At 38.5% G+C, this 15,553-nt stretch carries 13 protein-coding genes and 1 pseudogene; 1 reads left to right on the top strand and 13 read right to left on the bottom strand.

What is annotated here, in order from left to right:
• Positions 1 to 132 precede the first annotated feature (132 nt).
• Both J6I44_RS07910 and J6I44_RS07905 read right to left on the bottom strand, forming a co-directional pair.
• Positions 133 to 1,791: a polysaccharide biosynthesis protein gene (locus tag J6I44_RS07910; protein WP_434084229.1), complete on the bottom strand. Its 1,659-nt coding sequence runs from the start codon at positions 1,789 to 1,791 to the stop codon at positions 133 to 135.
• Between the two features lie 692 nt (positions 1,792 to 2,483).
• Positions 2,484 to 3,710, bottom strand: coding sequence for a DegT/DnrJ/EryC1/StrS family aminotransferase (locus tag J6I44_RS07905; RefSeq protein ID WP_265765511.1), 1,227 nt, complete (start codon positions 3,708 to 3,710; stop codon positions 2,484 to 2,486).
• A 555-nt stretch (positions 3,711 to 4,265) separates the two neighbouring features.
• Here J6I44_RS07905 and J6I44_RS07900 point away from each other — a divergent pair.
• Positions 4,266 to 4,991 carry an outer membrane beta-barrel protein gene (locus tag J6I44_RS07900; RefSeq protein WP_265765510.1) on the top strand — a complete coding sequence of 242 codons (726 nt, stop codon included), beginning with the start codon at positions 4,266 to 4,268 and terminating at the stop codon, positions 4,989 to 4,991.
• On the opposite strand, the gene J6I44_RS07895 is transcribed toward J6I44_RS07900, so the two are convergent.
• The 11 genes and pseudogenes from J6I44_RS07895 to J6I44_RS07845 form a co-directional block, all read right to left on the bottom strand.
• A complete protein-coding gene (locus J6I44_RS07895) occupies positions 4,981 to 5,610 on the bottom strand; it encodes an acetyltransferase (protein ID WP_265765509.1) in 630 nt (209 codons plus the stop codon). The two genes, J6I44_RS07900 and J6I44_RS07895, sit on opposite strands and share 11 nt — an antisense overlap.
• Positions 5,611 to 6,243 carry a sugar transferase gene (locus J6I44_RS07890; protein ID WP_286670493.1) on the bottom strand — a complete coding sequence of 211 codons (633 nt, stop codon included), beginning with the start codon at positions 6,241 to 6,243 and terminating at the stop codon, positions 5,611 to 5,613. It abuts the gene before it with no gap.
• Entirely contained in the window at positions 6,233 to 7,237 is a 1,005-nt protein-coding gene (locus J6I44_RS07885) for a sugar-transfer associated ATP-grasp domain-containing protein (RefSeq protein ID WP_265765508.1), read from the bottom strand. Before J6I44_RS07885 ends, J6I44_RS07890 begins: the two co-directional genes overlap by 11 nt.
• Before the next feature lie 261 nt (positions 7,238 to 7,498).
• Positions 7,499 to 8,644 (bottom strand): hypothetical protein, encoded by a 1,146-nt coding sequence (locus J6I44_RS07880; RefSeq protein ID WP_265765507.1) that lies wholly within the window; start codon positions 8,642 to 8,644, stop codon positions 7,499 to 7,501.
• 142 nt (positions 8,645 to 8,786) lie between these two features.
• Positions 8,787 to 9,899: a glycosyltransferase family 4 protein gene (locus J6I44_RS07875; protein WP_265765506.1), complete on the bottom strand. Its 1,113-nt coding sequence runs from the start codon at positions 9,897 to 9,899 to the stop codon at positions 8,787 to 8,789.
• 13 nt (positions 9,900 to 9,912) lie between these two features.
• Complete coding sequence (locus J6I44_RS07870) at positions 9,913 to 11,136, bottom strand: glycosyltransferase (RefSeq protein ID WP_265765505.1); 1,224 nt, start codon at positions 11,134 to 11,136, stop codon at positions 9,913 to 9,915.
• Positions 11,126 to 12,277: a glycosyltransferase gene (locus tag J6I44_RS07865; protein ID WP_265765504.1), complete on the bottom strand. Its 1,152-nt coding sequence runs from the start codon at positions 12,275 to 12,277 to the stop codon at positions 11,126 to 11,128. Before J6I44_RS07865 ends, J6I44_RS07870 begins: the two co-directional genes overlap by 11 nt.
• Positions 12,278 to 12,315: 38 nt before the next feature.
• Positions 12,316 to 12,999: a sulfotransferase family 2 domain-containing protein gene (locus J6I44_RS07860; RefSeq protein WP_265765503.1), complete on the bottom strand. Its 684-nt coding sequence runs from the start codon at positions 12,997 to 12,999 to the stop codon at positions 12,316 to 12,318.
• A gap of 15 nt (positions 13,000 to 13,014) precedes the next feature.
• Positions 13,015 to 13,749, bottom strand: coding sequence for a hypothetical protein (locus J6I44_RS07855; RefSeq protein WP_265765502.1), 735 nt, complete (start codon positions 13,747 to 13,749; stop codon positions 13,015 to 13,017).
• Positions 13,750 to 14,050: 301 nt separating this feature from the next.
• A complete protein-coding gene (locus J6I44_RS07850) occupies positions 14,051 to 14,728 on the bottom strand; it encodes a hypothetical protein (RefSeq protein ID WP_265765501.1) in 678 nt (225 codons plus the stop codon).
• A 344-nt stretch (positions 14,729 to 15,072) separates the two neighbouring features.
• A pseudogene (locus tag J6I44_RS07845) lies at positions 15,073 to 15,553 on the bottom strand (hypothetical protein); the annotation flags it as partial.

Genomic DNA, 15,553 nt, shown 5'->3' with positions numbered 1-15,553 from the left:
TTAATTCTCATCTCTATCATCCAATCCCAGGGTATAACCGTTGGTAAAACTAAGTAGATGACTTTGGATAATTATTATAAAAGTAACTGTAAACGACATTGGTACTATATTTTATTCTTTATGGCTTACCAATCATCCGGCAAGCAGTGATCTATCCGATACTCTTATTTTTCCATTAACTTTATTTATTTCTTTATATGAATAGGTTGGTACAATAGCCCTCAAATGCTCTCTAACATACTCAGTACTACCATTTTCAAGATGGTTCAATAAATGGTAAACCCTTTCCTCAAGTTCTTCAGCATTCATCTTTCTGCTACAAACGGCTTTGAAAATCTCTTTATGCTTGGTTTCCGTTACGCCCTCTTCAGCATTTAAAAGTTCTTCAAATAACTTTTCACCCGGCCGAAGGCCAGTAATCTGAATATGGATATCTTTCCCAGGCTCCAGATTATGCAGACGGATAAGATCTTTGGCCATATCCAGTATCTTAACTGGCTCTCCCATATCCAGAACAAAAACTTCTCCTCCATTGCCCATAGACCCTGCCTGCATTACTAACAACACGGCTTCCGGGATCGTCATGAAGTAGCGTTTCATTCGGGGGTCGGTTACCGTTACCGGGCCACCGTTCTTAATCTGATCAATAAATATGGGTACCACCGATCCTCTTGAGCCTAAGACATTGCCAAACCGAACTGAAATAAATTTTGTCTGGCATGTCCCATTCTTGGCCATGCAAATTTCTTCAGCTACTCGTTTTGTGGCCCCCATTACATTGGTAGGATTCACAGCTTTATCAGTCGATATCATCACAAACTTATCAACCTTATATTTACAAGCGAGTGTTGCCAATGTAGAGGTCCCTCCCATATTTACTTTGATGGCTTCATCTGGAAAACTTTCCATCATTGGAACATGTTTATAAGCTGCAGCATGAAAGATGATATCAGGCTGAACCTGGTTCATAACGCGGTCCATCTTGGCCTCATCTGTAATGTTTCCTACATAGGAAATAACTTCTGTCCCCGTTCCTTTAAATTCATTTTTCAGATAAAATAACTCGGTCTCATCAATGTCTAAGGCAATCAATTTATTAGGGCTTTGCCCTGCACACTGCCGAACCAGCTCGCTACCTATTGATCCCCCGGCCCCCGTAACTAAAACGTTCTTTCCTTCAATGCTGGCTTTTATTGAGTCTATATCAATTTCTACAGGATCTCTACCCAAAATATCTTCATAACTAACATCTCGTATATGTCTGACTCCAACCGGATCATCTGTTATGGAATGAAAAGACGGAAGGACTTTGATATCCATATCCGGACGTATTTCTTTAACTTCATCAATGAGTCTTTTCAAATCTCCCTTTGGTATTTCAGGAAAGGCAATAATTAAGAGTTTTACCGGATATTGGCGTATATGATTAATCATCTCTTCCTGACCTCCCAATGTGTATACCCCATGCATAAGCAAACCTGGCAGAATTCGATCATCAAAAATGCCGTAAACCGATAGATTCCACTCATCATTTCTAAGAATATCGCGTAGTATCTGTTCGCCCATGCTTTCTCCCCCATAAATAATCGTATGCTTTTTCTCCTTATGGGAGGGATTTACAAACTCACAATACAATCTTTTACTAATCCTAAATCCACCTATTAGTAAGGTAGCACTGGTCAGCATAAGAGCAGCAAATGCATTTTCATAGTTGATCAGATCTGGCAAAAGTCCGGCTAAAACAAGCGATACCCCTCCTCCCACAACTACTGCCAGAATAATTCTAATCATCTCTCTCAAACTTGTGTATCTCCAGTTTACCAAATACATCCTGAAAGCAGCAAGAGCCACCAATACTGATCCCATTATAATTACGGTCTGTATAATGGGGAATAATTCAAAAGTGGTTACAGATGTAGAAAGAAGCTTATAGGCAAAAAATGCTGAAAAGAGTAGTAAGAACGCATCCCCAACCAAAAAACATAATCCTCTTGTATACTTATTTCTATACTTATATTTATCCTTATAAGATTCTATTTCCATTTGAGCCTCAATCATTTTCTCCTGTCTTTATAGCATTTTTTGAAATCTAATGACTGTATTCTACTATTATTCCCTCTCAGCCAATTACTTTCGAACCTTAGTTCACATACTGATCCGACTATTTTTATAATACAAGAGTTATGCCAATTCAATATGTATACTCAAACAAGCTTTGGCATTGTGTGATAAACGGTACTATATGTCTATGATGCCCCTTTAGTCTTATCAAGTTTTATAAAAGGAAGGCTCTCGTAAAAAACAGAAACGTACCCTCTGCAATTAGATGTGTTATTATTGTTCAACGTATCGAGTAAAAATTACTCGACAAATTCATTTTTAACCTTTGGGTAATGGTAGGCTGGTTAAAAAGTCACTATCCTATTGAAGGCAGTGGCATCAAAGGATGCATTAACAAAGATTTGAGGTTTACAGCTGTGTATTTATATAACCTGAGACCGATACTCTCTTAGACAAACTTTGATACTATCTACAATACGCGATAACTCCTGCTCAGTCAGATTACTTCCCGAGGGAAGACAAAGCCCATATTTAAATAATGTATCAGACAGCCCATTCCCATAATATATGGAGTCTTTATAGAGCGGTTGCTGGTGCATAGGTTTCCACAACGGACGGCATTCTATATTCTGCTCTGCTAATGATAGCCGGATATGCTCTCTGGTTATCCCGCCAGACTCTTCTGGATTGACAAGGATTGTCGTTAGCCAGCGGTTGCTAAAGTACCCGTCCGGTTCTTGTAAAAAATAAATTCCGTTTGTTTCATTATTTCTACTAAAACCTACCTCAGATGAAGAATCGTTATACCCGGTTTCGAGCCAGTTTCCATTTAATTCTTCAAAATAATAATTGTGATTGGACCGCCTCTTCTCTACATGCTTATCCAAAACCTTTATCTGTCCCCTTCCAATACCTGCAACAATATTGCTCATCCGATAATTGTAGCCAAGCTCTGAATGCTGATAGTGCGGAGCCGGGTCTCTGGCCTGTGTTGAAAGGAATCGGGCTTTAGATATTAAACCTTCCTCATTTCCCAATAAAGCACCGCCTCCCGAAGTGGTAATTATCTTGTTTCCATTGAAAGAGAGAATGGACAATTTTCCAAAGTTGCCACATTTCCTCCCATTGACAGAGGCTCCTAACGCTTCCGCGGCATCTTCTATCACAGGAATGTCATATTTTTGACCGATTTTAAGAATAGAATCAATTTTGGCCGGCATGCCATAGAGATGTACTACGATAATAGCCTTAGGCTTTTCCCCTTTTTGCTGTATCCGATCTAAAATAGTCTGTTCCAAAAGCTGAGGATCCATATTCCACGTCTCTGCCTCAGAGTCTACAAAAATTGGGGTTGCCCCCTGATATTTGATGGGATTTGCTGTTGCTGCAAAAGTCAGTGACTGGCAGATCACTTCATCACCCGGCTGCACGTCACATATAATCAATGCCAAGTGCATTGCAGCCGTACCCGAAGTTACCGCTGTTACATGTTCTCTGCGCGTATAGTTTTGCAAATCTTCCTCAAACCCATCGACGTTCTCCCCCAATGGAGCAATCCAATTTTTTTGAAATGCATCATGAACATAATCCAATTCTTCTCCTCCCATATGGGGCGTTGAAAGATAAATACGTTGAGCTGAGTAATCCATAATACATTAATCAAATCAATTCATAGAAATCGTTGACCTTAGTTCCAGTTTTTTAACCGCTCATATATCCACAGTTAAAAACCCGCTTATATTATTCTCAGTTACAATAGTTATGCCAAGTTAATCTGATGGTATGTTGTTAGCCGTTTAAGGATAAAGAGAGATGTTTTTTTAGGTTTAACTCTCATTCCATAAAAAGCAAATATCTACGTAGGATGTGTTACATTTATTCAAATGGATGAGTAAATTTTACTTGATTTCCTGCATCAAGAGCCGTCCTCCTGCTTATACCTCTGTGCGATAATTACTTTCCTAACGCCCCCCTTGAGCCTAAATCAGCTGTACTGCTTTATTTGAGAATCTGCCGCCGGTCTTATCAATGGTATTGCATTATATCCGAATATTTTGGACCTATTCTTGCTTAATAAATAAGAGCATGCAACAATAATGCTCATATAATGGACCAGGTAGTATCTCCATACTTCCATTTGAATACCTCCGGGCTATTCGGAGCAATAAGAAAACGTTAACCGATTTTTTAAATACAGAATAAAAATGACTTACATCCGGCTATTGTCTATTCTTTCGGTTTTATCATTCGTCATTCTTTTAGGGTTCACTGAGAACGCCAAGGCTCAAACAAAGGTTGGAATATCCGGTGGACTAAATATTAGCTCTCATCTCAATTCGTTCAAATTTGAAAGAGCTGACATTCAGTTGAATTTAAACCCCAATATAGTATCTGGTTATCAGGGCGGGCTCATACTCCGGCACAATATCACCAAGGCGTTTCGCATACAGCTGGAGCCTTCTGCCATTCTTCTTGGTGCAAGGTATGACGAACCTTTTACGCTGCGGGGATCAGAATTTCAAACAAACAGCCGAACAAAATTACTCTATCTCCAGCTGCCACTTTTGTTTCAACTCACGACGGTTCCCCCTGAAAGAGTAGTTTATGGTCGGGAAATGGCAAAAACTACTTATCACCTTAGTGGCGGTTTTTTTGGAGGATACCTTTTAGATGCTCGTTTTAAAGGAACCAACAGCGGAGCCCCGGTTGGTGTTGCTTTTGAGGGTAATTTCTCCAATGATGTATCAGCCCAATATTATGAATACGATGGTGGGGTAATAGCAGGAATAGGCCTTGAACATGGGACGAGTAGAAAAATCGGGATAGAAGCCCGTGCCCAATATTCGGTTTTTGATTCTGGTAACGATCCGACACTATCTTTTGAACCACACAATATGGCCGTTACCTTTTCGGTTTATCTTATTCTATAGTTTTAGCGGGTACCCCGGCAACTGCAGATTTAGCTTCAACAGGATGTATAACCATGCTTTGTCCACCAATGGTACTTTCTCTGCCGATCCTTATATCTTGAAGCGTAGATACCCCAATACCCATATCAACGGCCTCTTCGATTGTAGTATGCCCTCCGGTACATACGCCCGGGGCAAAGCTTGAATATCTGCCCACCTTTGTATGATGGCCCAGAGAACAGTTCGCATTGATAACAACGAAATCCTGCAATTCAGATCTAAAATTAATTGTTGTCCCTGGATAGATAATACAGCCCCCTCCTATTTTAACACTTTTCGAAACCCACGCTTTCTCATGAATCAACGTAGGATATGACAGTGATGAATTGGAGGCTAATTTTTTAAGTAATAGCCGTTTGATTTTTGGGAAGGCAATGCCAACCACTACAGCTGCAGTCTTTAAATCCAGTGCTTTATCAACCTTATCTATTACCTTAAACCCGAATTGCTCTGTCCCAATTTTCTCAGGATCGTCATCTAAAAAACCAACAATGTTAAACTTGTCGGAATATTCATCAATATTTAAGGCTATATGCCCACCAACACTCCCCGCACCAATGATATATAGCTCTTTCTTCATTCAGTTACTCCCTCTAAACGGCTGCATAGGTTGATTCTCGGACTGATTGATACCTTCCCTTTTCAATATTTTAACAACGGTTAAAACTATTATTTTCATGTCTAAAGAAAAAGAAAGATGCTCAATATAGAAACAATCCAGCTCAAATTTTTTCTTCCAATCAATAGAGTTCCGCCCATTTACCTGGGCCCAGCCGGTGATCCCGGGTTTAACTTCGTGTCTTTTCCGCTGCTGTTCATTATAATAAGGAATATATTCAAATAGTAACGGCCGTGGACCAATAAGACTCATATCCCCATTCAACACATTGATAAGCTGTGGAAGCTCATCCAGCGACAACTTGCGAATCCAGCTTCCAACCTTTGTAATTCGCTGCATATCTGGTAGCAAATTACCCTGTTCGTCCCTTCTATCAGTCATGGTCTTGAATTTAATGATTTCAAATGGCTGCTCCTTAAACCCTGGCCGTCGTTGATAGAAAAAAATGTCCCCCTTATTTTGAATAAACAACAGAATGCTAATCACCACCAAAAGCGGAGAAAAAGCTGTTAAAAGAAGTACTGAAATAATAACATCAAAAATTCTTTTGCCATAGCTTCGATACATCATCTTAATCCATTGTTTAAAACTCATTAAGCAGAGATTTCATCCCCTTTTTAACCGGGAGCTGCCACAATAACTTACACCAATCATGGTTCCCTTCAATCAAGCCAGGCCCTTTGGGGGTTATGACTACATCCCATCCGATGGACCTATTCTGAGGATGTAGTTTTGCCGCTTTTTTGACCATCTTAATTGTTTCTTCCCAAAATGGAATCTGAAATCCGGTTATTTTAACCTTCGTGATGGGATGATATATTTGTTCCTCTTTTGTTATATCACTGTATACCGCCGGTCCGCTCAGTTGACCGCTTTTCTCATCAATAGGAGCCGCCAAATTACCAGCAGCCATATTATCCACAGATGAATTGACGGAAATTCGAAGCCGGCAACCTAATATATTCACTTCATTTTTAGCGTTGAGCTCTGTAAAAATCCGGATAGTGTTAACAGCAGAAGGTGATAATCGATTTAACTCGGCATGCTGCTCAACAAATTCCTCAACTACCTGGTAGCCGGAATCTTTCATAAAAGAAATAAGGCTTCCAGGGCTAAAGTCATCACATCTTTTAATTTCTACCTCTTTACCGCAATTCCCATCAGCTGATTTGAGTACCAACTTGCCCGACGGATTAGACAGAATGGTCTCTGCAATCGCTGGCTGGCTCTCAAGAGCCTCAATATCCGCTGCTGTGTGTACAAAAAAATCACGGTAGTGTTTGTAGAAGAGCGTTTTATCTTCCAGAATATGACGCTTATCAGGTGGATTCATTTTAAGTTGATACTCGTACATATATCCTGTTCCTGCCCAGCTTCTCCTCTCTTGTTTAGATAGGTCATAAAATCTAAACTGAAAATATTCCAAAATCGAAATGTTATAGTTAAACACACATTTCAGTAGGTCAGACAGAATAGTTGCTTTAGATTGTCCGGTCAACTTGCTGGTATAATTTAAAAAAAGACTGAATTTCTTTTTATCAAGTTGTTTTAGATAGTATCCCAGGTAAAGGGCTCTCTTTGCCTTCATTATTATAGAATTTGGTTTAGATCCCTGTCACTTAGTTTATTACAACAGTTATGCCAATCCGCAATAATTCTGTTTAATAGTAAATAAGATTAGAACAGGACTGATTTTCTATACTAAAGAAGCATTCTATGAAGGATACAGTATTTCAGAAATGAAATAGGTACAAGTAGAAAGGCACAGAGCTCGTGTTATTTTTATATGTCCGAGTAAAAATTACTCGGCACATTATGAATTGGCGGTCAAAGCATTATCCCCACTTTTTTATTCCGAACTGATCAAGTCTCCTAATTCATTAGCGGCCATAAATTCTACTTCTGGCCAACGAGAGACAATTTCATTCAGCAGTTGTTGCAGCGCCTCTAATCCTTTGTCACGGTTTCCCTCATCAATGTGTCCACAAAAATTCACTCTGTGTGAACTAATAATCGCCGGACGGTTCCACCGGAAAGCCGCTTCAATCTGCTGTATAGTATAAGAAACCCAATCTACGCCGCTGTTATGAATGGGTTCAAATACCACGTTGCGAACCATAAACGTTTGCCCCAGTTCATTTTGCTTTCCCGTATAGTTAAACGTTCTTTTATACTTTCCCATCCCTTGATGTTCTCGTTTTATCATAGGCGTATCAATATACGCTATACCACATTCTTTCAACGTCTTATGGAGTTGCGGATGTTCCCATCCCCCTGGAGACATAAAGTGATTTGCCCGATATCCAAAAACCTTTTCAAAAACATTTAAGCCGTCCTTTATGATCCTTTTTAACCGGGTATGTTCTTCAAAATCCCAAAAACCAAAAGCAGATGATATGGATATGGTCTCATAAGTACCGGCAGGTACTCGGCTAAAAGACCGATTTTTTAAAATTGTTAACAACTCACCTTCTTTTTTTTCTAGCTTTTCCTCAAAGACTTTTAAGTTAAAATGTTCTCTACCATGAAATTGTGGGATTAATAAACCCTGATTAATCCCTTCCTTCCACAAGTCCCAAGCTCCCTCATAAGCTGTTGGGTAATATGCTGAAAGTTTGCTGTACGTTTGAGGGAGTAATTCATAAATGTATTCCTTATACCCACCCTCGCTCATTTTTTCAAAATTAGGATTACAAGGAACAGCAAAAGGACTAAAAACGGCTTTTTTTCCATTTTTGTCTTGTACGGATCTTAAAACCTCAAAAAGCATTTCAAGATCTTCCCCTGTTTCCAAGGCATCATACAAATCGAATCCGGGAAAAGGACTTTTAACTGCTATATTATTGGCATCCAGATTATCTCTTGCCTCTTTCGAGTCAAGGCGAACATTGCCGTAATCATCAACGGAAAATACAACTATCTTCCGCTTAGTGCGCCATCCTATTAGGTTCTTGGCATTTAATTTTATGCTTTTTTTCCAAGCTGAACCAATCATTATACTTTTACCTGCGTTTTATAGCTTTAACCTAAATTGGTTATCGGCAAAGGGTATTAAAAATAGCCTGTATCAATACTTCCCTGTTTAACCGATGTTTCTGTTCCCATTTACCAACAGTTATCTATCCTGATGCAAATGACTATAAGTACTGATTATAAATCCTCGTCATTTGCTCGAGCGACTTATCTACCATAAACTTATCCATACTTTCTTTGGCCGCTTTACCAACCTTTTCTCTTAACGATTTATCTCTATAGAGTTTTGAAATGTAATATCTGAACTGTTCGGAATTATCTTGTTCAAAAATAAATCCATTGCTGCCATGATCAACTAACTCTCGGTGGCCTCGGTCATTAGAGACAACAACGGGTAACTGATTAAACATCATCTCTGCCACCCCCAGCCCTAAACCTTCATGTTTGCTTGACGATATACCCATATCCGCTATTTCTAAAAATCTCCCGATATCCTCACGAAACCCAAGGAACTTAACGTGGTCTTCAACTTGTAACGTCCGGACCAGCGCCTCCATTTCATCTTGCAGAACCCCTCTACCTGCAAATAGAAAGGTTAATTCAGGATTTTCCTGAATTAAATACGGGATATTTTCAATAACAAACCGATGATTCTTCCGATCTATAAATTCAGCAATATAGAGTACCAAAAATTCATCTTCAGAAAAGCCTATCTCCGATCTTAATTTTGATCGATTATCTGTACCGTTAACTTTTAATCGCTCTGGGTCTAACCCAATACCATTAATTTTGTGTTTACCACTGGCAAAATGATATCTATGCAGGTAGTCAAAATCTTCTCGATTTATCGTGATAACTCCATCTGTTACCAAACTCAAAATCCATTCTGCAGGCAGGTAGGTAAGCCAGTTTTTTAAAGGAGCTCCCTTGTAAAAGTGAAACCCATGAGCAGTATACAAGACGTTGGTTCCTTTGCTTCTGTACATAACTGCTGTCAACCGTGTGATAAGCCCGGCAATGGGAGTGTGGCAGTGTACCACATCAAAACGGTGTTCTTTGAATAGACCCCATAATTTCCTCAACGCTACAATATTAGACTTTGAAAATGGATTTCTACCAAATGGGATATTCCAGACTTTATCTGCATGAGGGATTCCCTCATCGCCATAAAAAGCAACGTGTACTTCAAATCCCTGCTCTTTAAACCATTTTAAATACGGTAAATGGAACGCAAGAATGTGAGTCGCAAGATTGGCGGTATAAAGTACTTTCCTCATGAATGATATTCACCTAAATATTACTGAATTCCTTTACCTTGGACTCCAGCTTATTGGGGATTTCCAGATTGTGGTCGTTCAAAAATTTATGATAAAAGTTGAGTCTTTCTTGATTCAGCTTCTCTCCAATGTAGTTCTTAGACTTTTCAAAATTTCTGCTGGCTTGTTCTTTCATTTTTTCCTTATCCAAATTTGCCAGCATCTGTTCAATCGCTTGCTCGTCACCTTTGTCAAAAATATCTTCCTCATTAAGAAGTTCAGGTATGCCCGCAGTTCTTGCGCCCAATGTTGGTAAAGCCCTGCTTAATGCTTCCACCATGGCTCTGGGCAGCCCTTCCTGTTTACTTGGATGAATGTAGATATCAATTTCATCTAAAAAATTAAATACTTCGGCATGTTTTAACGTCCCAACAAAGTTTACCTCATTCTCCAATCCAAGCTTTTTAACCAAATTTCTCAGGCGGCTATCGTCTCCCTGCCCCACAAGGGAATATTCAAAATGTATACCTTTACTTTTCAATTTAGAAACTACATTTATAACATTGTCCTGGCTTTTATAAGGTACATTCAGCGCCGCAACAGTACCCAATTTCAGAGGTGACTTTTGGGCCTCTATTTTCTTTAACCTTTTATCCAGTATTGTATTATCAATCTCTTTCAAAGATACATCTGAACATCCTATAGATTCGCCATTGTTGGGATAACGATCCTGCAAAAAATGTTGCGTCACGTAAATGGCATAGTCTATGTTTTTAATAATCTTTCTTTGCTTCCAATAAAAGTATGGTGCCACCAACTTTCCTTTATAATTGTAGTACCAGAAAGAGTCCCAATTGCAAGCCACAACTTCTCCCAAAACCGGCTTGTTAAATTCATTCGCAAATTGAACCGCATATGACCCTATGGCACTGGGAAGTCTTGCTATTATAACACTGCTCTGTTCAACCGCTTCACGAATGATTGCTTTTGCTTTTGCCCCGTTACCGATAAAATCCGTTATCGATTTAAAGTTTGGAACGGGGACTATATTACAATAGGGATTTGTTATCTTAGGTATCCGATTTTTATCTTTTTCATTGATTTTCTTTGTTCTTACCAACAGTGATAAACTCTCTCCTAAATTCAGATACCTATCAAAAATGGAATCGTTAACGTGGACGCCATAATAGTTCCCTTTATCATCAGAGAATAAAGTCCCATCAAATGCGAATAGTACTTTTTGAGGATCAGAGTTCATTTTCAAATAGTTTAAAGTTTTTATTTGCATTGAATTTACGCTTCATAAATTCTTCCAGGCTTACTTGCTCAAACCTCATAGTATATATATCCATTATTTTCTTGACAGAAGCGGAGACGTCATTAGGATCAATTAAAATGTCATCATGAAATTTTTCTGGAATAATTTCACAAATGGACGGAATTTGTGAAGCTAAAATCGGTATCCCCATAATCATTGCTTCTATCAATGCATTTGGCTGACCTTCTGTGACGGACGGAAAATAAAAGAGATCCATTGTTTTCAAGACCATTGGGATATCATCCTGTAACCCTAAAAAGTGACATCGGTCCTTAATTCCATACGTCTGTGTAGCTTCTATAAACTCATCACCATCTGTCCCCTTTCCACAAAAGATAAACCGGATATTGGGTATTACCTTAGTTAATTCAGCAGCTACAGCAAATATCATTTTATGATTTTTGGCTGGATCAAAGCGACCAACATGACCTAATACATAGGCATTAAGTTGGATATCCATTTTTTGCCGCGCCTCTTCCTTTGAATATTTAGTTCTAAAGCTTTCCAGGTTTATTCCATTGGGAATAATTTTAAATTGGCCATTATAGGTTGCCCCATTCTCAAAAAAAACATTTAGAGCATGTTGTGAATTAGATAAAATTTTAGTGGAAAATGTACTGACCAACTTATTAAGACAGTTGTCATAAAAAACTCTTAATACAGTTAATTCATATGCTCGCGATGAACGCCTGTAGAAAACAATCCTATTGGTTATGCCAGCTAATTTACCGAGAACCATTGGTATACCGCCAAAGTTGCCATTAAAGTCACAGATTGTATCGTACGATTCAGATTTAAAATGTTGATACAGCTTATACCATTTAATAGGATTCGCATATCCAACCCCCTGATACCTGATTTTTACATTTAACTTCTCATATTCTTTCGTCAAATCCCCCGTTTTCTCATTTCTGGCAATAACGGTACAACTCCAGTTTCTATCATCATGAAATTGTAAAAAACGCAATAGATAATTTTCTATCCCTCCTGCATCCATCCCCGGGATCAGGAAACAAACTTTTTCCTTCTTTTTTATATGATCATCTGAATGATTCAATCTATATCCTCTTCTCTCAATCATATTTAAGTCAATAATTATAAACCATAAATAACTTCTCTCTACTTCTCATAACCAAACATCTCAAAATCTTTCTGATACAACCTAAAAATGGTTTCCCTTATTTCGGGTGTTAATGATTCTTGAGTAGACTTTACCTTATCCGTCGTATTTTTTTTACCAATGCTAATTTTTTTACTTAGTCTTTTTTTTAAAATACCCCGGACGATATCCAGCTCCTCTAATCTCCCCACATAGTCGACTAAAATATTGTCCTTATCATCACAAATAAATTTATACTGTGGCCTGAATAATAGATTCGTAGACGCTAAATCCTGATTGGGTAACCAGTCCAGAATAAATGATTCGAATGAATCAAATTCCTTACGTTTAAAATAGTCCTCCTGCCGAACAGATCCTTCCGTCCCGCCTCCATTTTTCACAAAATTATATGAAGAAAGTATGCGCCGGTATGGGTCTCTTGTAACTGAAAAAGAAAAAAACTGATTGAATTTATCTTCACCTATCCGATTTACAATCTCTGATGCCGTAAAATGACCTGCCCGCTTACCAATAACAGCGCTTGCTATAGATGTTCCGCCCGCTTTAGGTATATGAATAAAAATACAGTTTGCCCTGTAGTATCTTTGTAAGCACAAGCTTAAATATAAACTGCGAATAGTATTATGACCCAATACATTTTCAAACAATTTATAGAGTATAATTTTTAGTTTCGTTGATTTCATACCTAAAAATAGTTTCTAACTCCAATAGGGAAATAGGTTATCCAATAACTTTCCAAATTTGAATAGCCTGGTGTCTAATTTATCGTACCTAAAACCTACCTTTGGATTTATTTTTATATTGTCTTTTAAGCGCAATTTATTTCCTGCCATCATATGGGAGGCCGAAAATGATCGTTCTGCATCTATCCGCTTCAAAATCGGATGGATTTTTTGTAAGACTGCGGGGTCGGAGACATATTTTTGATAGAATACTTTTTGGGAATCCGTCCCCAGACAAAAAATTTCAATTGCCATATTTGTAAAAACCCAATCCAGCATTACTTTCCAGGTCCTGCCTGGAGGCCGACTTTCCTCTATGCCTGCTTTTAGATCCTTTTGGGGAGATCCCTTAAATGAATTTAAAACACCGGTGAAATCACGACAAAGGTGGACTACTTTTAAATTTACAATCTTTGATAAAATGGCGATGCGCTGAGGAGATTTGGAAGAATCTATAATTAAAGAACAGCCCGTTACTTTCTTTATGGCCTGAAATAACTGCAAGGTTGCCTGAAGGTAATCCTTGAAAGCCGCTGATGGCCAATAATGATTAAAAAGTGTTCGGAAAAACGTTTTCTTCCTCTCAAAATGCCAATGTAGCTCTTGAAATTTTTCATAAGTTATCTCACGCTCGGCTTCCCATATTTTTAATACCTCCGACCAGATCTCACACTCAGGAATCTTTTTTTCACAGGAACAATATTCTTTCATGATCGTTTCCCGCGTGATAAACATTAATTCACCAGCGCTAAAACACCCCTCATTCGATCCCAGAATTATATCCAACAGCGTAGAACCCGAAAAGGCATTTCCAGCAATATAAATAACCTGTAAGGAAGCGTCTTTTTTCATCTTTTAAATATAGATATATGATTTAAACCATTATAAAATTATAGCTCTCTTTTGTGCCCATGTTGTAAGTTACAACCCTGAAACTCTTGATAGAATCATTTCTGACAAAGGTGTAGCAGTATACTTTTCTGCTTCTTTAATCTCTATGCAGTAGAATTTTTCAATTCCCATCTTCTACTTCCACCACACCAAATACCGTTTGTACATCAACAGGTGTTTCAGCAATTACTGCAAACTTAGTTCCAGACGGAGAAAAGTCGTAATCCCGATACCCGGTTTCTACCATATTTAAAACTTCGTTGACTTTTTTAGCATTAAAAGCAGCCTGTCCATCCTTCATAAACCTGTTTGGTAAATCATTAAGATCCACCTCATCCAAATTAAATTCTGGATTTGCACGAAGCGACCAAATGGCCAGCTGTATTTCACGATAGGTTATTTCTGGGTCATTAGCCTGTAAATTCTCTTGAATATTGAGCAAATAATTGACGGGCATCCATTTTTCTACCAAGTAGGTGGAATAAAGCTTAATCTCATTATAAGTCCCATTATTAGAATTAATGGGTTTTTGCCAATCAATACACCAGCCCTCCTTAATCCCATTCTGGATAATATTATTTGGCTTTATTTCACTAAATTTAATGGTGAAAAAAGCTTTAGAATCTTTTTCAACTGTAATGGTAGCGCTCTCTCCGCCTTCAATAGCAACTACCTTTTCTACTGGATCAAGTGAATCCTCCAAATCTGAAGTATTACTAACTGGATCCTCTGTACATGAAAAATTAAACAATAAAATAGCTACTAATATATAGATAGTATGAGATGATATACCTTTCATAATGCCTCCAACGTATTATAGATGATTTTAGCCTCACTATAATACCTACAAAATTGGTGCCAATTTACTACCAGAAAGTTATTAGTAAATAATTTAGGCTCCGTGATCTTGATCCTATATAGCTAAAACGACCTTTAGAATAATGCATAGAGTAGTATATACTTCTCCCATATGTTAGAGTTGCAGGTTGCATTTTTAGAAATGTCCTTTTAGAAACATTGCCCCTAATTTTTATAAAACCATTAAACACTCTCCATCATTTTATACAATGGGTAAAAACTACTCATACTTTTGAAGTTCACATGCCTTAATTCCATCTGTGTGTAATGGTCGTTATGCCTAACCTAATAGGCTAATTTGAGCTTTCCATTACCCTGCATCGCCTCGGCCCCGCTTGAACAGGGGTCACTGATCTTATTGTCCTGGAACCAGGCGTAGTCAAGGGTGGGGTTATCTATCTTTGACCAAAAGCTACAGGGTATGCTACCTGTAAGGGCGTTGCTCTCCATCTGAATAGTTTTAAGTTGAGAATACTCCGGCCAGCCGCTTTGGGGGAATGGCCCGCTAAAGTTATTGCCACTTATTCGTATGATCCGAATATGATCCGGCAAATCGGGAATCGTACCAATATCTCCCGTCAGGTTATTATACCCCACATCTAAGGAGTAGAGGCTTTGCAGGTTATTGAAGTCCGGCAACGTTCCGGTCAGCTCGTTCCCGGCCAGAATCAGGATATTCAGATCCCGGAAGTTCCCATTGTTAACATATTGTGGAAACTCCCCGGTAAGGCCATGCCCGCGCAGAGAAATACGCCTCAGTTGCGTA

The sequence above is a fragment of the Fodinibius salsisoli genome (assembly GCF_026229185.1).
In the GTDB taxonomy this organism is placed as follows: Bacteria; Bacteroidota; Rhodothermia; order Balneolales; family Balneolaceae; genus Fodinibius; species Fodinibius salsisoli.
This window is presented reverse-complemented; position numbering and strand designations above follow the sequence as displayed.